The 25534-nt window shown below is 48.2% G+C and carries 20 protein-coding genes; 10 read left to right on the top strand and 10 right to left on the bottom strand.

What is annotated here, in order from left to right; all coding sequences use genetic code 11:
* Positions 1-19: 19 nt before the first annotated feature.
* Together J2Y43_RS03930 and J2Y43_RS03935 are read right to left on the bottom strand one after the other, a co-directional pair.
* On the bottom strand, positions 20-3379 hold the full coding sequence (locus J2Y43_RS03930; RefSeq protein WP_309981162.1) for a SusC/RagA family TonB-linked outer membrane protein: 3360 nt from the start codon (positions 3377-3379) through the stop codon (positions 20-22).
* Positions 3380-3664: 285 nt separating this feature from the next.
* Positions 3665-4252 carry a bifunctional precorrin-2 dehydrogenase/sirohydrochlorin ferrochelatase gene (locus J2Y43_RS03935; protein WP_309981161.1) on the bottom strand — a complete coding sequence of 196 codons (588 nt, stop codon included), beginning with the start codon at positions 4250-4252 and terminating at the stop codon, positions 3665-3667.
* 108 nt (positions 4253-4360) lie between these two features.
* Between J2Y43_RS03935 and abc-f the strand changes: the two genes are divergently transcribed.
* Positions 4361-6304, top strand: a complete 1944-nt coding sequence (gene abc-f, locus J2Y43_RS03940; protein ID WP_309981160.1) for a ribosomal protection-like ABC-F family protein — start codon at positions 4361-4363, stop codon at positions 6302-6304.
* Between the two features lie 37 nt (positions 6305-6341).
* Here the strand turns inward: abc-f and J2Y43_RS03945 are convergent, their stop codons facing one another.
* Entirely contained in the window at positions 6342-6920 is a 579-nt protein-coding gene (locus tag J2Y43_RS03945; RefSeq protein WP_309981159.1) for a Uma2 family endonuclease, read from the bottom strand.
* Positions 6921-7019: 99 nt separating this feature from the next.
* Here J2Y43_RS03945 and J2Y43_RS03950 point away from each other — a divergent pair, with 99 nt between their 5' ends.
* Positions 7020-8300: a DUF5103 domain-containing protein gene (locus J2Y43_RS03950; protein WP_309981158.1), complete on the top strand. Its 1281-nt coding sequence runs from the start codon at positions 7020-7022 to the stop codon at positions 8298-8300.
* A 12-nt stretch (positions 8301-8312) separates the two neighbouring features.
* Complete coding sequence (locus J2Y43_RS03955; protein WP_309981157.1) at positions 8313-8708, top strand: hypothetical protein; 396 nt, start codon at positions 8313-8315, stop codon at positions 8706-8708.
* 61 nt (positions 8709-8769) lie between these two features.
* Here the strand turns inward: J2Y43_RS03955 and ychF are convergent, their stop codons facing one another.
* Complete coding sequence (gene ychF / locus J2Y43_RS03960) at positions 8770-9870, bottom strand: redox-regulated ATPase YchF (protein ID WP_309981156.1); 1101 nt, start codon at positions 9868-9870, stop codon at positions 8770-8772.
* A gap of 162 nt (positions 9871-10032) precedes the next feature.
* The gene (locus tag J2Y43_RS03965; protein WP_019942161.1) at positions 10033-10380 is read right to left on the bottom strand and encodes a DUF3276 family protein; all 348 of its coding nucleotides are present in this window, start codon (positions 10378-10380) and stop codon (positions 10033-10035) included.
* A gap of 240 nt (positions 10381-10620) precedes the next feature.
* On the opposite strand from J2Y43_RS03965, the gene J2Y43_RS03970 reads away from it, so the two are divergent.
* Both J2Y43_RS03970 and J2Y43_RS03975 read left to right on the top strand, forming a co-directional pair.
* The gene (locus J2Y43_RS03970) at positions 10621-11073 is read left to right on the top strand and encodes a septal ring lytic transglycosylase RlpA family protein (protein ID WP_223402732.1); all 453 of its coding nucleotides are present in this window, start codon (positions 10621-10623) and stop codon (positions 11071-11073) included.
* 14 nt (positions 11074-11087) lie between these two features.
* Entirely contained in the window at positions 11088-12002 is a 915-nt protein-coding gene (locus tag J2Y43_RS03975) for a DUF58 domain-containing protein (RefSeq protein ID WP_309981155.1), read from the top strand.
* 35 nt (positions 12003-12037) lie between these two features.
* Here J2Y43_RS03975 and radA read toward each other — a convergent pair whose 3' ends face one another.
* Positions 12038-13411, bottom strand: a complete 1374-nt coding sequence (gene radA / locus J2Y43_RS03980; RefSeq protein ID WP_309981154.1) for a DNA repair protein RadA — start codon at positions 13409-13411, stop codon at positions 12038-12040.
* 165 nt (positions 13412-13576) lie between these two features.
* Between radA and J2Y43_RS03985 the strand changes: the two genes are divergently transcribed.
* Complete coding sequence (locus J2Y43_RS03985; RefSeq protein WP_309981153.1) at positions 13577-14293, top strand: porin family protein; 717 nt, start codon at positions 13577-13579, stop codon at positions 14291-14293.
* A 237-nt stretch (positions 14294-14530) separates the two neighbouring features.
* Here J2Y43_RS03985 and J2Y43_RS03990 read toward each other — a convergent pair whose 3' ends face one another.
* Positions 14531-14932, bottom strand: coding sequence for a LytTR family DNA-binding domain-containing protein (locus J2Y43_RS03990; protein WP_223402727.1), 402 nt, complete (start codon positions 14930-14932; stop codon positions 14531-14533).
* A 346-nt stretch (positions 14933-15278) separates the two neighbouring features.
* On the opposite strand from J2Y43_RS03990, the gene pheS reads away from it, so the two are divergent.
* Positions 15279-16319, top strand: a complete 1041-nt coding sequence (pheS, locus tag J2Y43_RS03995; protein WP_309981152.1) for a phenylalanine--tRNA ligase subunit alpha — start codon at positions 15279-15281, stop codon at positions 16317-16319.
* A 69-nt stretch (positions 16320-16388) separates the two neighbouring features.
* Here the strand turns inward: pheS and J2Y43_RS04000 are convergent, their stop codons facing one another.
* Positions 16389-17120, bottom strand: coding sequence for an alpha/beta hydrolase-fold protein (locus J2Y43_RS04000; protein WP_309981151.1), 732 nt, complete (start codon positions 17118-17120; stop codon positions 16389-16391).
* A gap of 113 nt (positions 17121-17233) precedes the next feature.
* Positions 17234-18664: a circularly permuted type 2 ATP-grasp protein gene (locus J2Y43_RS04005; protein ID WP_223402724.1), complete on the bottom strand. Its 1431-nt coding sequence runs from the start codon at positions 18662-18664 to the stop codon at positions 17234-17236.
* Between the two features lie 326 nt (positions 18665-18990).
* Between J2Y43_RS04005 and J2Y43_RS04010 the strand changes: the two genes are divergently transcribed.
* From J2Y43_RS04010 to J2Y43_RS04020, 3 genes are all read left to right on the top strand, one after another.
* A complete protein-coding gene (locus J2Y43_RS04010) occupies positions 18991-20538 on the top strand; it encodes a DUF5723 family protein (protein WP_309981150.1) in 1548 nt (515 codons plus the stop codon).
* Positions 20539-20603: 65 nt separating this feature from the next.
* Entirely contained in the window at positions 20604-20999 is a 396-nt protein-coding gene (msrB, locus tag J2Y43_RS04015; RefSeq protein WP_309981149.1) for a peptide-methionine (R)-S-oxide reductase MsrB, read from the top strand.
* Between the two features lie 81 nt (positions 21000-21080).
* On the top strand, positions 21081-23633 hold the full coding sequence (locus J2Y43_RS04020; RefSeq protein WP_309981148.1) for a transglycosylase domain-containing protein: 2553 nt from the start codon (positions 21081-21083) through the stop codon (positions 23631-23633).
* A 67-nt stretch (positions 23634-23700) separates the two neighbouring features.
* Here J2Y43_RS04020 and J2Y43_RS04025 read toward each other — a convergent pair whose 3' ends face one another.
* A complete protein-coding gene (locus J2Y43_RS04025; RefSeq protein ID WP_309981147.1) occupies positions 23701-25476 on the bottom strand; it encodes an ABC transporter ATP-binding protein in 1776 nt (591 codons plus the stop codon).
* Positions 25477-25534: the final 58 nt, after the last annotated feature.

Genomic DNA, 25534 nt, shown 5'->3' on the forward strand with positions numbered 1-25534 from the left:
AATAGATCATCTTCAAACCTTACAATGTCAGTTTCAAAGCAACTGTAAATTGCTTTTGAATGGGCTGCGCTACTCCTCCCGAGTTAAAAAACTCAGGATCCTGACCTTTCAGCCGCTTATCAGCATAAATCAACCACGGATTGATCGACGACAACTGAACACTTGCTGCCTTAAATCCATAGCGTGAAATCACCTGTAACGGCAACTTATACGCCAGCGACACCGACTTCAACCGCACAAAATCCCCCTTCGCAACACGTTCAGTTGAATAGTTATAAATGTTGTAGGGATAAGTCCCCTGCAGATACAGCAATTCCAACTGATCCGAAATCGAAGGCTTTGCCGGATACCTTTCATCTCCCGGAATTACCCAGCGATCGTAAAATTCTTTCGGCATCGCGTCGAGATCACTAAATGCGCCCCTGAACAAGGGGTTAAGCCTGATTTTATTACCCGCCTGATAAGTAAAGAACACGTTCAGCGTTAGCCCCTTATAGCTCAATGTATTGTTAAAACCACCTGTAAATGGCGGATCAACCGGCCCCTCATATTTGAGATACTGAACATTCTGATCCTGCAAATACACGTCAGAGCTTACTTCCCCTTTTTCATTGATAAAGATAGGAACACCGGTTTTAGGGTTTAGTGCATTATAATCGATCGAGTACAGGCTGCGCACGGGTTTGCCCTGTACATTCGCGCCTTCAGCTTTCACAAGATCAAATATACCGGGGCTGTTATCCACATTCGTGATGCGCGTATGCGAATAGCCGAATGTAATACGGGAGCGAAAATCCCAGTCGCGGGTCTTAAGTAACACGCCGTCCACAGAAAAATCGGCACCATAGGACTCCATATCGGCATAGTTGGCAACTTTATAGATTTGTCCGCCAATCCCGGATGTTTTAATCTGATCGATCAAATCGAAGCTGTTACGGATGTAGCCATCCAAAGTAAAATTGATACGGTTGGCGAACAATCCTACATCTAACCCAACATTCCCGCTGTACAGCTTCTCCCAGGTAAGCTCCTTGTTTTGCAGCGCGGCAAGCTGGATAGCCGATTCCTTTTCATCCGCGTATGGCCTGCGGGTGATAATGCTTTGCAGCAACACCGCCGCATTGGTAGCCGGACCCGTATCTGCCGAGAGCCCGTAGCTCAACCGCAGACGCCCCATGCTCAACCAGCTCAGGTTTTTGAAAAAATTCTCGCGGTCGAAGTTCCAGGAACCGGCAATGGTGTACGTAGGCAACCACCGCGCGATCGCTGACTTACCGAAACGGTTCGAACCATCGTAACGCACGTAGCCTGTTACGTTATACTTGCCGTCCAGCGTGTAACCAAGGCTCCCGTAGAATGCCGCGAAACGCTCATAATCCATTTGCATTCCGTAGTATTGGAAGTTGGTTTCAATCGTTTGTTTCAAAATGCGGTAGTCGACAAACGGCGTCCCCCCCTGATCGTATTGGAACCCGTAACCTGTGTTATTGGAATTCTGGCGATTGGTGAATTTCACTTCCTGCCCCACCAGTGCATTGACTTCATGCCTTTCCCCGAATTTCTGGTTATAGCGAAGGTTGTTCCTTACGTTGTAAAAAAGCATCTGGTCCTCATTGCGGTTATAGAAACCGCCACTCGGCAGAACCACCACCGGATTCGCATTCGGATCATCAGGATCGACGTAGAGGTATTTATTAGCTGCCGCAATAGTAGCGTTGTCGGCTGCCCGGTAAGCATTAGCCATGTTGCTGTGCTCGGTGATAATGTGCTCGCGGCCTGTCTGGATATACCGTAACGCGCCAAGGAAATCGTAGCTCAGGTGATCCGTAAGTTTATAGGATAGGTTTCCTTGCAGTTTAATATCCGCCAATGTCAGATTAAGCCTGTTGTTGGCAAGCTCGGAAATGATATTGAACGGAGCGAAATTCCTTCTGAAGAATTCAAGATTGCCGTTCTGATCGTAAGCAGTGAGCGTCCGGCTGGTGTTCAATGCATAACTGAATGGATTGATATCAAAATCGCGGTCAAACTTACCCTCCACCGGGTTACTCCTTCTGCTCAATGAACCCGGCGCCTGCTGCCGCCTTACCGAAGCCAGTGTAGTCAGCCCAATACTCAGGCGATCGGAAAGCTGGTAGTTATTGTTAAAATTAAGGGTATACCTTTTTACCTTATCAGCGATCGTCCAGCCATTGTCGTCCAGGTAACTGACCGACGCGTACGAATTAGATTTCTCCGTCCCGAACGAAACACTCAGGGAATGCTCGTGGATGAAATTCTGCTTGAAAAGGACGTCAAACCAGTCTGTATTGGCATTCGCATAGCCTAACAAAAATTGGCGCCTCTTTTCCGCGTTATTCATCAGATCAAAGTTCCCTTGGTCATTGCCCACCTGAATCAAATTGTACATCTTTCCATAAACGCCGTAGTCTGGTTTGGAAAGGATATCCGTACCCAAATAGCCATCCCGCTCCAAATTTCCCAGCACCGACATTTGCCGTGCCGAGTTCATGATATTGAAATTGCGGTAAGAAGGCACGAGCTGCGTACTGAAGTTCCCCGAATAAGTAATCACCGGCTTGCCGCTTTTTCCCTTTTTCGTGGTAATCACAATCACCCCGTTCATTGCACGGGCGCCGTACAATGCAGCGGCGGCGGCGTCTTTCAATATGTCGAAAGTCTCGATGTCGTTCGGATTAAGCCCTGCCACGGCGGAGCCGAGCAATGTCGTCGGGTCGCCGCTGGAAAGCTGGTCGTTGGAGATATTTACAATGTCTTCCTGCACAACGCCGTCGATCACCCAAAGGGGTTTGTTGGCGCCATTCAGCGAGGTCGCACCGCGAATGCGAATCTTGGGTGCGGCCCCGAAAGTACCGGATACGTTCTGGATCGAAACACCCGCAGCACGGCCTTCCAGCATCCGGCTAACGTCCGGCAGACCGTCAATTTTTACATCATCGGTTTTAAGTGTTACTGCCGAGCCCGTGAATTTGTCCTTATTGATTTGCTGAAAACCGGTTACGACCACATCCTGCAAGCCTACTGCATCTTCTACAAGTTCGATGGTCAGGCTTCTGGCCGCCTTCACTTCCTTGGGAAGGAAGCCGATCATGGTGATCACAAGCGTAGCATTATCGGAAACGCCCTGCAACAGGAACTCACCCTTTTCGTTGGTGACGGTACCTTTCTGCAAGCCTTTCACCCGCACGGTCGACCCGATGAGCGGCTCACCGGTGCTGCTTTTTACGACACCTTTCACGTCGATATCTGCGGCAAATGCAAACGAAGAAAACGGAGAAGCGAAAACGGACAGAAAGAAGAAACCCAGGAGCAACGCAATAAGCCGACTCAGGCCACTGATCCGATAGAAAAGATTCATATAAATAAGTATAAGTCTAACCCCAAATAACTGTCCGTCCGCCCGAAGCGGGTTTAAAAATTAATAGATTCAATAATACGGATTATCGCACGAAAAGCGAAAACATTCCACCACCAGCGGTGACAAAAATTAAAGCAATGCCAATTGTGCAAAAACAAAAGAATATACTCAATACGCACAAAATCCCGATACTGTTGAAGTGCGTAGCGTTATTCCGACAAATAATCTCTCTAAAAACACTGCAAAATCGCATTTTATTGTCTGGAAATTGCGATTTAAGCAGTTTCAGGAGACATCTTTTTTCTTTTCTGTCAAAACCGAAGTAATGCGGTTCAATTCGTCGACCTTCGAGGCAAAATCACCTTTCAGCATATCGCGGACCGCTTTGAGTTGCTCCATCGCCGTTTCAAGGTTATCCGGCAGCGCTTCTCCAAGGACTTCTTTGAGCCGTTTGGCAAATGTGGGCGACATTCCGTTTGTAGAAATGGCCACTTTGAGGTTGCCTTTTCTGACAACCGAGGAGAGGTAGAAATCGCAAATGTCGGGCGTATCGGCCACGTTAGCGAGTATATGCCGGGCTCTGGCGGCTTCCCATATCCGTTTATTCTCCGCCTTATCATTGGTTGCCACAATCACCAGGTCTTTTTCCCGAAGATCGTCGTCCTCGAACTTCCGGGCAATTAGATTTATTCGGGAATTGGCCGCTGCAACCTCCCTTATTTCCCCGCGGATTTCCGGTGCGACGAGCGTCACGCGTGCGAGCGGAGAGTTGTCAAGAACGGCGGTAATTTTTTCCAAACCCACGTAGCCGCCGCCCACAACGAGCGTGTGCAGGTTTTCGAGTTTGAGGAATATCGGGAATAGATTGTTCATTGACCAAATTTACATAAATAACCCGTTCATAACGACACCGCAACTGCCTTTATAACTATTCCAACATCGCGCTTTTTCTATCTGCTTCTTTCCCCGTACCTTTGCACCATGATCGCGATTACGAACCTCAGCTATTTCCTGGGCGACCGTGCATTGTACGACGGCGCCTCGCTACATATAAAGCCCAAACAAAAGATCGGACTTATCGGACTGAACGGTACCGGCAAGTCTACCCTCTTGCGCATGATCAATGGGGAATTCCAGCCCGACGGCGGCTCGATCTCCAAAGCCGGTGATTGTACGATCGGCTTCCTCAACCAGGATCTGCTTTCATACCAAACCGAAGATTCGATCCTTTCGGTGGCTATGCAGGCATTTGAAAGACAGAATGTTCTTCAAGTGCAAATGGATAAAATCCTGCACGATATGGAGCATAACTATACCGACGACCTCGTGGACAAGCTCGCCCGTGTGCAGGAAGAGTTTGAAGCATTGGACGGATATTCGGTACAGTCCAAGGCCGAAGCGATCCTGGAAGGTCTCGGCTTCTCAACGGCTGATCTGAACCTGCCGCTTCGCCAATTCTCCGGAGGGTGGCGGATGCGCGTAATGCTTGCGAAATTACTTTTGCAAAAACCGTCGCTCCTCATGCTCGATGAGCCCACCAACCACTTGGACCTTCCTTCAATCCAATGGGTGGAAAAATATACGCAGAACTACGAAGGCGCCGTGATCGTCGTTTCCCACGACCGCCAGTTCCTCGACAATACCATTGATACAACTGTGGAAGTTTCGGGTGGGAAACTCAACTACTACGCCGGAAACTACTCCTATTACCTGGAAGAAAAAGCACTCCGCAACGATATCCAGCGCGGTGCGTACGAAAACCAGCAAGCCAAGATTCGCCAGACAGAGCGCTTCATCGAGCGTTTTAAAGCCAAGGCAACCAAATCACGCCAGGTACAAAGCCGGGTGAAGGCGTTGGACCGGATGGATATGGTGGATGAAGTATTGGACGAAAACGCGAAAGTGCATTTCCGTTTCCAGTTTACGACTCAGCCGGGCCGTCACGTGTTCCAACTGGAAGACGCCTCCAAAGCTTATGGCGACAAGGTGATCCTCGACGCAACCAACATCAGCATGGAGCGCGGCGACAAAATCGCGTTGATCGGTGCTAACGGTCGTGGTAAATCCACCGTACTTCGCATTGTAGCCGGCACCGAGCCTATCGAAGGCAAAAGGCGATTGGGGCACAATGTGTCGTTTACATTCTACGCCCAGCACCAGCTCGAATCCCTCAACGTGGCGCATAACCTCATCGAGGAGTTGAAATATGCCAACCCTACCAAGACCGAAACCGAATTGCGGACCGTTTTGGGTTGCTTTCTTTTTACGGGGGATGATGTTTTCAAGAAGATTAAGGTACTTTCCGGAGGTGAAAAATCTCGGGTTGCATTGGCCAAGGTACTGCTTTCACAGGCCAACTTCCTGCTGCTCGATGAGCCTACCAACCACTTGGATATGCAGTCGGTCAATATTCTGATCCAGGCGTTGCAACAATATGAAGGCAGCTACATTGTCGTTTCCCACGACCGCTATTTCGTGGAGAATATTGCGAACAAGATCTGGTACATCGAAGACCATCAAATCAAAGAATACCCTGGCACGTACGAGGAGTATGAGATTTGGGTAGAAGAACGAGGATTGCAATCGGCTGTAAGTGAAAAAGTGCAGGTAAGCAGCGCTCCACCGCAAAAAAACCAGTCTGCACCTGCGCAGAATAAGAACAATGGGAAACCTCAATCCAACGAAGATGTTCAAAAGCTAAAAAAGGCCAGAAAGAAGATTGAGGAACTGGAAGATACCATTAACAACCTCGAAATACGAAAAGCGGAAACCGAAGGCAAACTAGCCGACCCTAAGATTTATAATGATTCTGTCGCATTAGCTGAGCTGAACCGGTTTTATGCGGATATTAAGCAAAAGCTGGAACAGAGTACAGAGGATTGGGAAAATCTGATGCTGGAAGTGGAAGAGCTTTCGGGGAAATAGAATGAATGTGTGGGGAGCTGAATGGCTCCCCGTTTTTTTATTTCAAATCTTCGGTTTGCGCATAGATGTCAGACATTTCTAGCATGAGGCCGATGTGACCAATTTCGATGCTGCCTTCAATATCGCTTGCTTCGGATGCAAGTGCCCAGATACCATCACTTCCCTTCCGATACACCTCAGCTCTGGCCTCCTGAGAATCGATCAGCACATACTCCGCGAGTGTCCGAAGACTTCGGTATAGATGAAATTTCTTTCCTTGGTCATAGCCTTCTGTGCTGGGTGAAAGTACCTCGATAATTACCGAAGGATTGAGTAATGTATCGAATTCATTATCCTGAAACTCCGGTTTACCGCAAACTATCAACAGGTCAGGATAGGTATACAGCGTATTCTCCGGAATATGAACACGCATATCTCGGGAAAAGCTTTGGCAAGACTTTCCTTTGAGGAAGGTACCAATTTCAATGGACAAATTTTCCGTAATCCGGTTGTGATACCGACTCGCTCCCGACATCGCAAATATCTCCCCGCGATAGTACTCGCTCTTGTACTCCGCGGCGCGTTCCAGTTCAAGATATTCTTCCTGTGTGTACATTTTGATCGCTACGGCTGTCATGGTTTCTAATCAAAAATAGTTAATAATGTTCAAATCACCTTTTCCAAACTATATGTACCTTACCGTAAAAAGTATCGTTACTCATTTAAAAATCCCGAGATGCGTTTAGTATTGCTGATAGCTCTTTTTCTCTTTTGCACACACGCTTACGCGCAGCCGCAAGGACTTCGCCTGGAAGATTTTATTTATCAGGACAAGATCAAAACCGTACTGTTGTACCCGGCCCTTGACGATCCTGAAAACCCGACCCGCCTGCTCACACCACCCATTACACCGTTGGGTAATCCGGCCCCGCTCGTACTCGAATTCGATGATATGACGGGTCAGCCAGAGGGTTACCGCGCAAAAATCATTCATTGCAATGCCGATTGGACCAAATCGAATCTGAACGATATCGAATTCACCTACGAGTTCAACGAATACCCGGTAAATACTTACGACCAGTCGTTCAGCACGAAGGTGCCTTACACGCATTATCGTTTTGAACTACCCAAATTGAAGCTGCCGGGGAATTATGTAATCTATGTGTTTTCCGACCGTGACAGGAAACTAATGTTCAGCCGGCGGTTTATGCATTATCAACCGCGTGTGAATGTTACCGCGAAGGCACGTTTTTCCCAGGGAATCGAGCAACAGTTCTCGGATCAACAGATTGATTTTTCGGTCGATTACAAAGGTTACCAGCTCAATGCCCCGCAGACAGATCTCAAAGTGGTGATCCGGAAAAACTTCCGTTGGGACCAGGCGAAGACAAATTATAAACCGACCAACGTGCGCCCATTTGATCAGCTGCTTGAATACACATTTTTCGACCTGGAAAACACTTTCCAGGGCGGAAATGAGTTCCGGTATTTCGATAGCCGTTCGCTCACCGGCCGCGGTTATGGCGTGAACGAAATCGAGCGGACAGATGATTTCACGAAGCTGTTCCTCTTCCCTGATAAGCCCCGCGCTCACGTCCCTTATATACAAATCGATGATTTCAACGGCCAATACATTGTAGATCAGCGGGAATCAGGTCGCGGGAGCGTTGAGGCCGATTACACGCCGGTTGTGTTTACATTGAAAACAGAGGAAGATCCTGGCGCGACATTTTATGTGAACGGTGCTTTCACCCTTTGGCAGCTTACCGATCACAATAAAATGACTTATGATGCCACCGCACAGGCATACCAGGTAGAAATGATGGTGAAACAGGGTGTGATTAACTACAATTACACCATGGTTAAAGGCAATCAGAAGCCTGACGAATCTTATATTGAAGGAAATTTTGCAGCTACCGAGAATGACTATGATATATTGATCTATCACCGTCCGCCTGCCAGCCGTGCCGATTTGCTCGTTGGCTACCGCACCGTAGAATGGAACCGGCGGCGTTAATTACTTAACGTTATGAAATCATCAGCAAACAGCGTATACCTCACATCCAATCTCTCGATTACGAACGACGAGAATTACATTGTCGATTGTCTGGTTGACCATGATGAAATGCCAACCAATTTCGAGACGAACCATGTGATTAGCTTCTACGTGCAGACCGACCTTTACCTGGTCCTCTACTTCCAGCAGCTCGACGACCGGGGTTTCCAAATGTACGTCGTGGAGGACTTTTCGCAGAATATCGATGACCTGGTGTTTTTGCGCGAGATGTTCATGCAGCTGATCAACGAAGGACACAATCCTGAAATCTTTAAGAAAGCGCATTACAAAGTCGATACGATCCTGCATATGGCCAAAACGCTTCGTGCCGTGATCCATAAAGACGCACCCGATTATTACGAGGATTGATATACAAAACAAAAGAGCGGCACATGGCCGCTCTTTTCATATCTAATGCATTAGTCAGAAACTAGACATTAAAACGGAAGTGCATGATATCACCGTCTGCGACGACATATTCCTTGCCTTCCACCGCCATTTTACCGGCTTCTTTTACGGCAGGTTCCGTTTTATAGTGCTCATAATCCGCGATTTTGATTACCTCCGCACGGATGAAGCCTTTTTCGAAATCGCTGTGGATCACACCGGCAGCTTGCGGCGCCTTCCAACCTTTCACGATTGTCCATGCACGCACCTCTTTAACACCGGCAGTGAAATAAGTAATAAGATTCAAAAGCGCATAAGAAGCTTTAATCAGTTTGCTGAGGCCCGATTCCTTCAACCCGTATTCACTCAGGAACATTTCGTGCTCTTCCGGATCCTCGATTTCAGAGATCTGAGATTCAATGGCCGCACAAAGTACGATCACATCCGCTCCTTCGTGTTTTACAGCTTCTCTCAGTTTTTCAGAATACTCATTGCCAGTCAGCATGGAGCCTTCGTCCACGTTCGCTACGTAAAGCACAGGTTTCGCTGTCAGCAATTGCAAGTCACCGATCACCGATTCTCTCGTTTCCGCATCGATTTCAACGGCCCTGGCATTCTTGCCCTCTTCGAGCGTAGTTTTATATTTTTTCAGCCATTCCAGTTCGGCTTTCGCTTTGGCATCGCCGGCGCGAGCACCTTTCTCTGTACGCTGAATTTTCTTTTCGATTGATTCCAGGTCTTTGAGCTGCAACTCGGCATCGATGATTTCCTTATCGAATACCGGGTCAACGCGGCCTTCCACGTGCACGACATTGTCGTCGGAGAAGCAGCGTACCACGTGCACGATCGCATCCACCTCTCGGATGTTGGCCAAAAACTTGTTACCTAATCCCGCTCCCTGGCTAGCGCCTTTTACAAGGCCTGCAATATCCACGAATTCAATGATCGTAGGGATCACCTTTTGAGGGTTCACCAGCTTGGTAAGGGTATCCAGCCGTTCATCAGGAACGGTCACAACGCCCACGTTGGGCTCTATGGTGCAAAAAGGATAATTGGCAGCTTCGGCTTTGCCGGTAGAGATGGCATTAAAAAGGGTGGATTTTCCAACGTTCGGCAATCCGACAATCCCACATTGAAGACTCATATATGAATGGTAAGCAGTGAACGGCGGCCGCATGCCCGATTTGTAATGCAAAGCATGCCCGCCTGCTGAATAATAATTTTCGCAAAATTACTATTTAGCAGGTACAAAAACCAAAAGCCTTCGTAATCAATTGCGAAGGCTTCTACTTAATATCTGAATTTCTTAATCCCACTTAAGGTCCGACTCCCCTACTACGTCTACCTCGTCTCCTTTGGATTCGAATTGCGAGAAGTCAACCTCTGGCATCAATTCTGTCTTCACGTGATCCACCGCTTCTTTCAATGCCTCCACGAACTTGTCGAAGTCCTCCTTGTACAAAAACATTTTGTGTTTTTCGTAGGTAAATCCGTCTCCCTGAGGGTGGCGACGGCTTTCTGTGATGGTAAGATAGTAATCGTTAGATCGCGTAGAGCGAACATCGAAGAAGTAAGTCCTTTTTCCCGCCCTGACCCTTTTGGAGTAGATTTGCTCTCTGTCTTCCACTATGTTTAGTTTTAAATAGGTTTCCAAACGCTAAAATATAAAGTTTATTGCTGCTTCCAAAAAAACCGGAACATATTAGCAATTTGTTAGTTGTGGGTTACAAGTACAGTCGACCGCCGCGTTGAAATTAACTGCAATTTTTGCTGGTTTGTTTAGATCTTTTCACTAGTTTTGAAATTCGTGGGTTTTAAAATTGACCTGAAACACCAAAGGAAGATATGAGATAAGGGACTTTTACCTTATTATGTTTCACCTAAATCCAGAAAAATGACTTATCGTCGGATTCTGATTCTCACCATGTTAGCGTTTGTCGCGCTGTTACCGGAAGCCATGGCTCAGGTAAAACTCGGCAAAACGGAAACCGGGGCCGCCTCCTACTACTCGGCGCGCTTCCACGGCAGGAAAACCTCATTCGGGGAAGTACATAAAAGCAGTGAACTGCTGGCCGCCCATCGGAGCTATCCGCTCAATACCATGCTCGAAGTGACGAATCTGGATAATGATGAAAAAGTGATTGTGAGAGTCAATGACCGTGGTCCGTTTTCAAGGCACCGTGTGATAGATCTCAGCAAAGAAGCAGCCCGTCTGCTGGGCATCCTCGCCAAAGGCGTCGCCAATGTTTCGGTAAGGGTTGTTGGAATGGAAGGAATGGTGCTCTTGTCACCCAACGAAGAAATCGACCCGAAATCGGGCAAAGTCATTTCGATGAGAAGTAAGTAAGCCTTGATGCTAACATGAGTGTCCGCCAACTGGATCTGGCCAAAGTCAGAGAATTCGGGAATCTGGAATTTCTTGCAAAACAGTTGGTAGAAGGTTTCATCACCGGTCTTCACAAATCCCCTTTTCACGGCTTCTCAGTCGAGTTTGCCGAACATCAGCTTTACAATACAGGCGAATCCACACGGAATATCGACTGGAAGGTTTTTGCCAAAACCGATCGGCTATATGTCAAGCGCTACGAGGAAGAGACTAACCTGCGGTGCCATATTCTGCTGGACACGTCGTCTTCGATGTATTATCCCGAGGACAATTACGGCAAAATGACATTCAGCGTCATGGCTGCGGCGAGCCTTACCTATTTGCTGCAACGGCAAAAAGACGCCGTGAGCCTGTGCACTTTTTCGGAACAAATTGAAGTACAAACAGCTGTAAAATCCACGCCCTCGCATGTGCACAAGATCATGCTCGAACTGGAACAGCAGCTACAAGCCAACCGTCCGCTGCTGAAAACTTCGGTGGCCGACGTGCTGCATCAGATCGCCGAAAAGATCCATAAGCGCTCTTTGGTGGTCATTTTCAGTGATATGTTCGATAATATCGAGGAAGCCGACAAGATTTTCTCCGCATTGCAGCATTTACGGCATAACCTGCACGAAGTACTGCTCTTCCACGTCACCGACCGTAAAACGGAAGAGAATTTCGCATTCGAAAACCGTCCTTACGAGTTTGTGGACCTCGAAACCGGGGAAAAAATCAAAGTCCAGCCCGAGCAGGTACGCGAATCGTACCAGCAGTTTGTCGGCGATTTTTATCAAAAATTGAAGCTGAAATGCGGGCAATACAAAATCGACTTCATCGAAGCGGATATTGCCAAAGGTTTCGACCCCGTATTGCTCGCCTACCTGGTGAAGCATTCCAAAATGCGTTAATGCATTTGGCCACCATTAACAGCTGTGAATCCAGGCTATTGATTCAAAAAGAGCGACATAAACAGCTCGTCCAAATGTGCAACAGGTATCACTTCGATTTTCCCTCTTTGCAAATCCAGGCCTTTGCTGTTGTATTTTGAAATATAAATTTTCTTAAATCCCAGCTTTTCCGCTTCTGAAACGCGGCTATCGATGCGATTCACCGCGCGTACTTCGCCACCTAGCCCCACTTCCGCTGCAAAACATACCGATGGCGGAATGAATTTATCCTCATAAGAAGACACCAGCGAAGCAATCACCGCCAAATCAATGGCCGGATCTTCCACTTTCAAACCTCCGGCGACATTCAAAAACACATCCTGCACGCCAAGCCTGAAACCGCCCCGTTTTTCGAGCACGGCCAGCAGCATTTGCAATCGTTTTGCATCGAATCCTGTGCTGCTCCTCTGTGGCGTGCCGTAGGTTGCCACACTTACCAGCGACTGGATTTCCACGAGCAACGGGCGATTCCCCTCCATCATCGAGCCAATCGCGATACCGCTGACCGGCTCATCGCGCTGCGAAATAAGGATTTCCGAGGGGTTGCTCACCTGCCGGAGACCGGTTCCCTGCATTTCATAAATGCCCAGTTCGGAAGTGCTTCCGAAACGGTTCTTCATCGTCCTCAGTATCCGGTATGTATTGTGGCGGTCCCCTTCGAATTGAAGCACGGTATCCACCATATGTTCCAGCACTTTCGGGCCGGCAAGCGAGCCATCTTTGGTAATGTGCCCGATAAGGAACACCGGAACACCCATTTCCTTGGCATACTTCATAAATTCGGCCGTACACTCGCGTACCTGCGACACACTACCCGCGCCCGACTCGATATAAGTCGATTGCATGGTCTGTATTGAGTCAACAATCAGGATTTCCGGCTGAAAGTCCTCTATTTGCCTGAAAATATTCTGGGTTTGAGTATCTGTGAGAATAAAGCAGTTATCACTTTTGGCCGCCATACGCTCAGCTCGCATTTTGATCTGCGCTTCGGATTCCTCGCCAGAAACATATAGCACCTTTTTATCGGAAAGCGTCAATGCAATTTGCAGCATTAATGTCGACTTCCCTATTCCCGGTTCGCCGCCGATCAACACTAACGAGCCAGGCACGATACCTCCTCCAAGTACGCGGTTTAGCTCCTCGTCGAATGTGCGAATGCGCGGTTCATTTTCGTAGACAATTTCAGCAATCGCCCGCGGTCGGCTAGCCAGATTCACCGATTTCCAGGAAACCGCTGTTTTTTTGTCCTCCTTTTCAATAACTTCCTGAACGAAAGTATTCCATTCACCGCACGACGGACATCTGCCCACCCATTTTGGCGAATTATACCCACATTCCTGACAAAAATATGCCGTCTTGGCTTTGGCCATAATAGAATAGTCTAATTTATATCCCCTTGGTGACTAACGTAATTCCGACGATATTAATCCAATTTTTGCATGTTTTGGCCATAAAATCAAAAAAAATGTAGGATAGGTATAGTTTTTTGCAAATTGGCGTTATTAACCTGTTTTACTTAAAAAATCATATTATCCATGAACATCCTGACAAAAGTGGCCTGTGCCTGTTTGCTCTGCATTTTCGCATTCTCAAATGTGCAGGCCCAGAAGAAAGGTTTTGCGTTTGGTATCAAAGGAGGGGTGAACTTGTCGCGGCTTACGATGGGCGACGTTTTCACAACACGTTACGATGATAATGGAAATCCATATCTCGGATATGACGGTAAAGAGGTTCGGGATAACCTGAAAGAAAGTTTCAACACAAGGACCGGCGCCGTAGGCGGGATCTGGATGCGCTTCGGCAAAACGATATTCATCCAGCCCGAGGTACTCGTCTCAACGAAGGGAGGTTCATTCAAAATAATCCAGAATGACCAGGAAACACCGGTTGAAAAAACAATTAATGTGAAATACAGCAATATCGACGTGCCATTGCTGATCGGTTTGAAAGGCGGTCCGTTCCGCATTCTTGCAGGGCCGGTTACTTCATTTCGGATCGGCGACAACCAGCGCCTGCGCGACGCATTCAAATACTACACATCCGATTTGAACAATGCCATGTCCGAAGCGACGTTCGGCTACCAACTTGGAGCAGGCCTGGATTTGGGCAATTTTAGTTTGGACGTAAGAAAAGAAGGCTCTTTCACTAACCTGGCCTCATTTCAGGTAAGCGGCCAGCCTGTGAACGGTGGCGCCTCGTTGAAGCAGAAAGTGAGTTCGTGGCAGGTGACGCTTGGACTGAAGTTGTTCTAATTTTGAATGACTGAATGATTGAATGACCGAATAATTGTCATTGAGTCAGAAGTGGTCATGAATTGCCAGAAAAATAACATCTGACCTCATGACTATACTTGACTTTTATTCTTCACTCATTCAATCATTCAATTATTCAAAATTCGCCTTCGCCCATAAACAAAACGAGCAGCCTTCGATCGAGCGATGGCTGCTGTTTTTATGAATAACCCACTAATTTAATTCACCAAAATGTCTTTATGCGCTGATGCGGATGAGGTTGGTGTGATCCAGAAGACCAGACACTTCTTTGATTTTCCGGCGCGATACGACTACTTCTTTACCGCATGAAAGTTTCAACATGCGATCGTCTTCGAGACGCTCCACGACGTAGTCGGCATTAACAAGATATGATTTGTGAACGCGAAGGAATTTAGCGCTCAACTGCTCTGCAAGAGATTTCAAAGTTTTCGAAACCAGGTACTTCTTCCCGTTGTTCGTATATATGAATGTGTAGTTTCCTTCACCTTCCAGGAAGGTGATTACGTCGGGCGTCAAAAAGATCGTTCTACCCATCGATTGAACCGAAATATAAGAGCGGCTGTCGTTGTAAGATCTGTCTGACAGGTTGGGGCGAGTAAAGCTGGGGAAATTTTTCATGGTAACTACGCTAATATTGTTGTGATTTCTTGTTTCAAAATTAGCACATCGCGTAGTGTTCAGAAAATACGTAAAAGTACGCATCACAATACAAAATCCTGAAAATCAGACATTTAATAATTAGGCAATATGTAAAATGACGTAAGCAAACTTAGTTAAATGCGTAATTTTACGTAGTCTCAAAAACATGGATTTTTCCAATAAACCCACCCAATAAACGCAAGTACGTCATTTCACTTCCGCCTGCGAGCTAACTTTCGTTATCTTTGCAGGAATTTCGGGGCCCTCAAAAAGAGCCTCATGCCGCAACAGACGCGGTGTAAGTCACCAATAACAACAAGCTTTTATGATTACCGAGCGGGTAAAAGAGTTAGTTTCTGAAATTGAACAGGCAACAGTCAGCACCAAAGAGCAGCTGGAAGCTTTCAGGTTGAAATATATCAGTAAGAAAGGTGCGGTAACCGAGCTTTTTGATAACCTAAAAAATATTCCGCAGGAAGATCGCCGGGCCGTCGGGCAGGAATTGAATACACTCAAAAACCTGGCCCAAACACGCTTTCAGGATTTTCAAACGGCGCTGGAAAATTCGGCAGACAGCCATCCTGAAATGCTGATAGACCTGACCTTGCCCGTCACCCCCAACTTACAGGGAAGCCTCCACCCGCTAACGATCGTTCGTCGGCGGATCATCGAGATTTTCGAACGCATGGGCTTCAATGTCTCGTATGGGCCGGAAATCGAGAAGGATTGGTACAATTTCAGCGCGTTGAACTTTGCCGATAACCACCCGGCACGTGAGATGCAGGACACCTTCTTTATTTCCAAAAGCGAAGGCGATGTGAAGGACGACGTTCTCCTGCGTACGCACACGTCCAACGTGCAGGTGCGCCTGATGGAGCGCCAGAAGCCGCCTATCCGCAGCATTATGCCGGGCCGCGTGTTCCGGAACGAGGCAATCTCCGCCCGGGCGCATTGCGTTTTCCATCAGGTAGAAGGCCTTTATGTGGATAAAAATGTGAGCTTCAAAGATCTGAAAGATACATTATACCACTTCGCGAAAGAGATGTTTGGCAAGGACTCCAAGATCCGCCTCCGTCCATCCTACTTCCCTTTCACCGAGCCCAGCGCCGAAATAGACGTTTCCTGCTTCATATGCGGAGGAAAAGGCTGCAATGTCTGTAAACATACCGGCTGGGTTGAAATCGCGGGATCGGGGATGGTGGACCCGAACGTTCTGGAAAACTGCGGGATCGACAGTGAAGAATATACCGGGTTTGCATTCGGCATGGGTATCGAGCGGATTACGATGCTGCGCTACGGCATCAACGACCTTCGCTTGTTTACAGAAAACGATGTAAGGTTCCTCCGTCAGTTCGAAGGAGCCTGATCAACTATATTCTAAAAGTAAAAAGCCCTGGAATGATCACATTCCAGGGCTTTCGCTTTTTAAGCAGTATCAGAATCTCGTTTCGAGGTAATAAGGCAACATTTTCTTCCAGGCCCACCATTCATGGGGAATGTCGCTCCCCCATATATCCAGTTCGTGCGGCACGTTCTTCGCCGCCAGAATGGACGAAATATGTCTCGAATAATCCGGAACCTCGTACGCGCCCGAGCCCGTGACAAAATGAATATGGCGGCTATCGCGGTACATTTGCAGGTGCCACTCGGCTTTCAGGTTTTGCAAATAATGCACCGGCGAGTTGAAATACACATTATCATCGTAATAGCCGTCGGTATACACGCTCAAATCGTAACAGCCGCTCATCGCAATTACCCCGTGAATGTAATCGGGGTGTTTGAAAAACAGGTTGGCTGCGTGCAATGCTCCAAACGAAGCGCCGGCGGCAATGATTTCATTCGTCGGACTGGAATCCTCCTTGATAAACGGCACTACTTCCTTGATCACATAATCGTTGAACGCCTGATGCCTCACCGCTTTATCGTAGCCATGCATGTAAGGATTCAGCCAGCTTTCCGCATTGATGCTGTTGATACAATAAACTTTCACCTTCCCGGAATAGATATGCGGCTCAATAGCGTCGATCAGCCCATTCCGTTCGTATTCCAGGTAATCGGATGCCGCGGTGGGGATCATCAGAAGTGCAACTCCGTAATGTCCGTAAACGGCAATTTCCATTTCTTTGTTAAGCGCCGGACTGAACCATCCGGTTATATGGCGTTGCATTGTTGAATCATTTAAGTTACTGACTATTCTAATTCAGGCAGTTCAAACAAGGTTTACCGAAAAACACATAAACCGTTATCATGAACAGACTGCCAGTAACTGTTAATGATAACTTAATACAATACCCAGGTGTCTTTTCCACCACCACCCTGCGACGAGTTCACCACAAGCGATCCTTTGCGCAATGCCACGCGGGTGAGCCCGCCGGGAATTACGTTAATATCGTCGCCATATAATATGTAAGGCCGGAGGTCAACATGCCGTCCTTCGGCGTGTCCATCGACCATACAAGGCACTCTTGATAGTGAAATCGTTGGTTGGGCAATATAATTCCGCGGATTGTCCTTTATTTTCTGGCGAAAAAGCTCGTGCTCTTCTTCCGTAGCCTTAGGCCCGATGAGCATTCCGTAACCACCAGCCTCATTCGCTTCTTTTACAACCAATTGTGAGATATTCTCAAGAACATAGTTCATGTCATCCTCTTCGCCGCAGATGTAGGTCTTCACATTGGGAATGATCGCTTCTTCGCCGAGATAGTACTTGATAATGCGCGGCACATAGGCATATACCACCTTATCATCGGCCACACCCGTTCCCGGCGCATTAGCCAATGCCACACGTCCTTTTTTGTATACCTCAAATATGCCTGGAATGCCGATCAGCGAGTCCTCGCGGAATGATTCGGGGTCCATGAACGTGTCATCGATCCGGCGATAGATCACGTCGACGATCTGCAAACCATTGGTTGTCCGCATTTTGACATAGCCATCCGAAACCACGAGGTCGCGCGCATCCACGAGCTCAACGCCCATTTGCTGCGCCAGATAGGAGTGCTCGAAATAGGCCGAATTGTAAATACCGGGGGTAAGCACGGCCACGGTCGGGTTAGGACGGTCGGCCAAGTGTTGCAGCATTTGGAGCAGGCGCGTAGGGTAGTCGGATACGGGCCGCACGCCGGTGCGAGCAAGCACATCCGGAAATATCTGCTTCGACAACTCCCTGTTTTCCAGCATATAGGAAACCCCTGATGGGCAACGCAGGTTATCTTCCAGCACCATAAATGTGCCGTCGTCGCCCTTAATAAGGTCGGTACCGGTAATGTGGCACCAGATGCCTTTCGGCGGTTTCAGACCGATGCAGGGTTTAAGAAAGCATTTACTCGACTCGATCAGTTCACGCGGAACCACGCCGTCATTCAATATATTCTGCTCGTTATAAACGTCGTCAATGAACATATTCAACGCCTTGATCCGTTGTTTCAGCCCTTTTTCAAGCCATTCCCATTCCGCGTTCGACAGCACCCGGGGAATAATGTCGATCGGCATGATACGCTCGGTACCCTCGCCTTCGGAATACACATTGAAAGTAATACCCATCGATAACAGCGCACGCTCGGTAGCTAGCTGGCGGTTGGTAAGGTCTTCGTGCGTCAGATTTTCAAATTTGTTCTTTAAATGTTCATAGCCCTGACGTATTTCGCCCTCCGGAGTAAACATCTCATCGAAGAAATTTTCTATTTGATAATTAGAAAATGAAAAATTCATACAATTCAAAATTTGAATAAGTCAATACCGATAGTTCACAGAACAATATATGGTCAATGTATGAATTAACAAAACAAATACCAACAAGCATTGACAGCTTACCACTTCTTCAAATTCCCGGAAAAAGCCAAAAGCGATCTAAACCTCTGACGGTGACAAGTTACCACAGGGCAACCGTTTGCGCATTTCCTTCGTATTAAAATCATGCCGCCCAACGTTATGGAATATTCTTTACCCTTTCAGTAAACATTGTTGCAAGTCAATGCCGTTAGCGTTTTCTTTGTAACCAGATTAAATGTCGGCTACCCCACCGAATCACGTTCCCTATGCAAAGAAGTTGGTTATCCATATTAGGACTGGTCTGCGGATTAACCATCAACGCCCAAGCCCAGCATTTGCCTGGCACCGCCATGAGCAATTTTGCCGGAACGAACGCATTGTACCATAATCCGGCATTTGTGGCCGACAGTCGTTACAGCTTATATGTAAACCTGGTGGGCACGCAGTTTTACACCGCTAACAACCACGTCAAATACGAGGCACCCTATTCGTTCCTGAGCCTGCTCACCGGGACCGTGCCTGCCAAATACTATAATGAAAGAGGCATGTTGTTATTCCCCCGCTCCTACCTGGGCGAAAAACTGAATGGCAACAAAAAATACCTGAACGCCGGTGGCGATACACGTCTGCCGTCGATTATGTTCAATATGTTCAAAGGCCGCGTCGGTGTGGGAATTTCATCGCGGGCCCGCTATATCCTCAACACCACGCAGGTAACAGAGCCGCTGGCGAGGCTGATCAGCAAGACTACGCAATTCAAGGAATTGCAGGACCAGGTATACGAGCACCAATCGGGTCAGTTGCATTTGAACGGGCTTGGCGAGATTGCGGTTACGCTGGGTGGCACCGTTTTCGACGATGAAACGGATTATCTGAAAGTAGGTTTTACGGTTAAAAGACTGATAGGCCTTTACAATGCCCACGCCATTATCGAGAACTCATCCTACGACATTCAGCCTGATGCTGCCTGGGAAAACAAGCGGCAGTATATCAACGTCAATGAAATCAACGTACGCTATGCACTCACGCGCGACGAGGGTTTTCAGAACGTCAAGCCATCGCCTGCCTGGCTCTTTGGCGGCGCGCCTCCGGGAAGCGGCTGGGGCTTCGACCTCGGCGCTGTTTACGAGTACCGGCCCGACGTTCACAAGGCAACCTACCGTGAAAGGGGCGAACGCAAACGCGACGCATCCAAAAACAAATACCTATACCGCATAGCCGTCTCGCTGACGGACATCGGCCGTGTCCATTTCAAAAACCCGGCTTACATCCTGCAACAGGAAACCCATACGACAAACAAGGAATTCAGGTACGATACCTTCCAGAAGCTCAAAGGCTCCGAAGGCATTTTCAATGCGATCAACTCTTCCCTCGATGGCGGGCAACCCATCGCACCGAACTTCAAATCGATATTACCCATGGCATTCCAGGCGAGCGTGGATTATAATGTAAAGCCGAATGTATATGTCAATGGTCTCTGGGTGCAGAACCTGGTCCCGCAGGGTGCATTTGGTATGAAGGCAGAATCTTATATCGGTGTTACCCCCCGCTACGAACACAAATGGTACGAAATATCGGTACCCTTGTCGCTCATGAACCGCTATCGCTCTCCGGCCATCGGGCTTGCGGGGCGCATCGGCCCGCTTTGGATCGGCACCGACCACCTTACGGGGCTGCTGAATATCGGCAACCCGAGGTCGTTCAACTTGTATTTCGGCATTTCGGGCGGCCTTTTCCGCCGACCGCCCGAATCCCAAAACCAGTGCTGGCCACCGCAGGATTCATGGCTTCGCCGCATTTTTTCTAAACGATAAATTCCGCTTCAACGTTATCAAGGGATATGGTATGATTTTTCTGACCATTCCTAAAAAACAAATCCATGAGAGAAGTACAAAAGACCAGGGAAGAATGGCAGCAGGAGCTTACCGGCCAGCAATGCTTTGTTCTGTTCGACAAGGGTACCGAGCGGCCGTTTTCGCATCCTTATAACGACAATAAAGAAGAAGGCACCTATGTATGCGCCGCATGCGGGACGCCGCTTTTCAGTTCCGAGGCGAAATACGATTCAGGTTCGGGATGGCCGAGCTTTTTTATGCCGGTAGCAAAAGGAAACGTAGAAGAAATTGTGGATAAAAGCCATGGCATGATCCGTACGGAAGTAGTTTGCAGAACTTGCGGCGGGCACCTCGGACACGTTTTCAACGACGGCCCCAAACCAACCGGACTTCGTTACTGCATGAACGGAGCCGCATTGAAATTTCACAAAGCTGAATAGAATAAATCTTAGAAAAAGCCGGATTGAATCATATCTATCCGGCTTTTCTTATCTTTGACACATTACGAACCAAAACGTTTGATGGAAGTTATCCGATCGTTTTTTAACACAATCAGAACGCTGTTCCGGGCACTCCGGTCACGTCTTGCCACACTCATCAACAGGATTGCTTATAAAATCACTTCGCTTGTAACCGGCAAACCCAAAGCCGACGAGCTCTTCCATTCCTACCGGCAGAATAAAAAGTCGATGCGTAACTGGTGGGAGGATAATGTGGACGTTAATTCGAAATATTACCGCCCCATTGTAACAGTTTGGAAAACCATCGTTTATGGGATCGTCGCATTTGCATTGTACATCTTCTGCGTTGAAACGAACTTCCTCTGGCTCATGGGCAGCATGCCGAGCGTGGAAGACCTGCAAAACCCGAAAGTGGCGCAATCATCCGAAATTTACACCGCCGACGGCATCATGATCGGCAAATTCTACACTGAAAACCGGACGCCCGTTCCTTACAAACAAATCTCCCCCAACCTCGTCAAAGCATTGATCGCCACCGAGGATGCGCGTTTCTACCGGCACTCGGGTATTGACTACAAAGCCATGGCCAGCGTAGCTTGGGGCATCGTTACCGGCGCTACCGATCGCGGGGGCGGTAGTACCATTACCCAACAGCTCGCCAAGAAGCTTTTCAAAACACGTAAATCGGGTGCTCGCGGACTACTGGGCTATGTTCCCGGCCTGGGCACATTGATTTACAAAACCAAAGAATGGCTCACGGCCATTAAGCTGGAAAGGAATTTTACCAAAGAGGAGATTCTGACCATGTATTTCAACACGGTCGATTACGGCAACAATACTTATGGTATCAACACGGCTGCCAAGTCGTATTTCAGCAAATCGCCCGACAGCCTGAACGTACAGGAATCGGCGGTACTGGTAGGTCTGCAGAAAGCGACCACGACCTACAACCCGATCCGCAACATGAAACGTTCGCTCGAACGCCGCAATGTGGTGATCGATCAAATGCGCAAATACGGGTATCTGAGCGCCAAGCAAGCCGACTCTATCAGCGCGCTGCCGATTGAGCTGAAAACCAAATTCGAAACACCTTATGACGGCAATGCCAACTATTTCAAGAATGCGGTAGTTGATTTTGTTAAAAAATGGGGGGATGAAAACGGCTATGACCTGTATACCGATGGCTTGAAGATCTACACCACCATCGACTCGCGCATGCAAGAAGATGCGGAAGAGGCCATGACCCAGAAAATGAAGCAGCTGCAACGCGTCTTCGAAGATCACTGGCGCAACCAGAACCCATGGCGCGATGAAGATGGCAACGAGATCACCGACTTCCTTCCGACCGTCGTGAAGCGTACCAGCAAATACCGCGCGTTGGCCGCCAAATTCCCAAACAACCCCGACAGTGTGACCTACTACCTCAATAAAAAGGACACGATGACCGTCTACGACTGGAAAAATAGCGGGGAAATGAAGAAGTATTGGAGTTCGATGGACTCTCTCGATTACTACAAACGCATTCTCCGCGCCGGTATGATGGCCATGAACCCGCAAACTGGCCAGATTAAGGCTTGGGTAGGTGGTTTGGATTACAACTATTTCAAATACGACGCGGTGAAGCAGGGTAAAAGACAACCCGGCTCTACATTCAAGCCGTTTGTCTACACGACTGCAATCGACGATTCGTCATTTAATATGAACCCTTGCGACGAAATCGTCGACAAGCCATTTGAAAAAACTTACGAAGAAGACGGTGAGGAGAAAGTCTGGAAACCCAGAAACGCGACCGGAACTTACACCTACGCCCCTATGACGCTCCGCCGGGCATTGGCACAGTCCATTAACTCGGTTACCGCAGAACTTACCGACCAGGTTGGTGCCGCAAATGTGGTCCGGTATGCTAAAAAAATGGGTATTACCACGCCGTTGAAAGCGGTTCCGTCAATCGGCCTGGGGCCGTTTGACGTGTCACTTTATGACATGGTGGCGGCTTACGGCGTTTTCGCGAACAATGGAACTTACACCCAGCCTATTCTCGTAACCAAAATCGAGGATAGCAATGGAAAGGTCATCGAAGAATTCCAACCCGAGCACCGTCAGGCGATCAGCGAGGAATCGGCGTTCCTGATGCTGCAAATGCTGCGCGCGGGTGTGGAAGAAGGCGGGGGTACTTCGGGAAGTATCCGGTGGAGATTTAATGTGACATTGAACGGCAATCAACTAGGAGGCAAAACCGGAACAACCTCCAACAACTCCGACGGCTGGTTCATGTGCGTGACGCGCGACCTCGTGGTGGGCGCCTGGGTAGGCGGCGACGACCGCAGCATCCACTTCCGGACTACCAACCTCGGCGAGGGTGCCAAAACTGCATTGCCGATCGTAGGAGCATTTCTGGAAAAGGTTTATAAGGACAAATCCGTCGAACCAGGGCCGTTCCCGAAACCGAGCTTTAAAATATCTAAAACCTACAACTGCCCTACGCAATGGGCACCGGCTGTGAGTGACTCGCTTGGAATCGAAGGCGACAGTACACCAGCCAAACAGAACGACGAAGACGAATTCCTGATCGGCCCTCCGCCGATTCCTTTGGATACTAGTAAGAGGAATTGAGTTTGGGCTATAAGCTGTAAGCTTAACGCGCTTATAGCTTATAGCCTAAAGCTTATAGCATAAACATCTACAATGTCCCGATCTTATGAACCTCTTTATACTGAATACGATAAAGATTCGCATAAGCTCCATCTTTTTCCAGTAATTGCTCGTGGTTACCTTCTTCCACGATCCGTCCTTTATCCACCACAATAATCTTATCCGCCTCCTGGATCGTCGATAATCGGTGAGCAATGACGATCGCCGTGCGGCCGTGCATTAGGTTCTCAATGGCGTGCTGAATGAGCTCTTCCGTTTCACTGTCGACAGACGAGGTTGCTTCATCGAGCACGATAATCTTCGGCTCATGCACCATAGCGCGCACGAAAGAAATGAGCTGCCGCTGCCCTACCGAGAGCGTTGCACCACGTTCCATTACATTATAGGTATAACCGCCCGGCAAACGCTCGATGAAATCGTGCACACCCACGAGCTTCGCAGCTTCGACGATTTTTTCATGCGTAATGCTCTCATCGCCGAGCCGGATGTTGTTTTCAATGGTATCCGAGAAAAGGAACACATCTTGCAACACCACGCCGATGTGCTTGCGCAATGCATTCAGTTCATAGTCATGCACCTCAATGCCATCCACGTAGATATTCCCTTTGTTAATATCATAAAAACGCGTGAGCAGGTTGATGATCGAAGATTTCCCAGCCCCGGTGGCACCTACAAAGGCAATGGTCTCTCCTTCTTTTACTTTAAAATTAATATCTCTTAAAACGTATTCCTCGTCGTTATAGGCAAACCAAACATCCTTGAATTCGACATTACCTTTGATGGACTCGGGCGCAAATGTGCCTTCATTGACGGTGTACTCGTCGCTATCGAGTAATTTCAAAATGCGGTCCGTGCTGACGATCCCCATTTGCAGCGTGTTGAAACGGTCGGCGAGCTGCCGGATAGGGCGAAAGAAAAGGTTGATGAACATCACAAATGCGGTAACCGTACCAAATGTAATCTCGGCGCCCAGAATCTGCTTCGAGCCATACCAAACCACGAGGCCGGTACCTGCCGCAGCGATCACATCCGCCACCGGATAATACACCGAATAATAGAGAATGGACCGGATGTTCGCATTGCGGTGCACCTTATTAATCTCCCTGAATTTCTTGTATTCGATATCCTCGCTACTGAAAATCTGTACGATACCCATGCCGGTAATGTGCTCCTGTACAAATGCATTGAGATTGGAAACGGCCGCGCGCACTTCGTTGAATGAGTCCTTGATCTTTTCCTTGAAAACATAGGTACAGAAAAGCATCAGCGGAATCATCGAAAGGCTGATGATCGAAAGTTTCCAGTCGGTGTAGAACATCACGGCGATGATCAACACCAGTTGCAGTATATCCCCGGCAATGGCTGCCATACCGTCGCTGAATACATTGGAAAGCGTTTCCACGTCGGAGATGGTGCGGGTTACGAGGCGACCAATGGGTGTATTATCAAAGAATTTGAGCCTTAAACCGATGATCTTCTGGTACAACTGCACGCGGATGTCGCGGATAATGTACTGCCCCAGCCAGCCCGACATGTATGTGTTCCAGAATTGCGCCAATCCCTGGGCCAATGTTACCACCAGCATGACGATCAGCATCATGGTGAGCTGCGAATAATCCCCGTTCGCGATCGGTGTGTCGATGGTATACCGGATCAGCAGCGGCGTCAGCGGTGCGAGGACCGCATTAAGCAATATAATGGCTATGAGCAGGTAAAACTGCTTCTGGTAAGGACGAACGAATGTGTATAGACGCCTTAGGGTAGGAAGATCGAATATCTGGCCGCTTTTGGTTTCCTGGTTCACCGGGTAGCTATTAGGTAATACAGTGGTTGTCTTGGATCAACAATGCAAAGGTAGAAAA

Origin of the sequence: Dyadobacter sp. BE31 (assembly GCF_031457695.1) — a bacterium.
In the GTDB taxonomy this organism is placed as follows: domain Bacteria; phylum Bacteroidota; class Bacteroidia; order Cytophagales; family Spirosomataceae; genus Dyadobacter.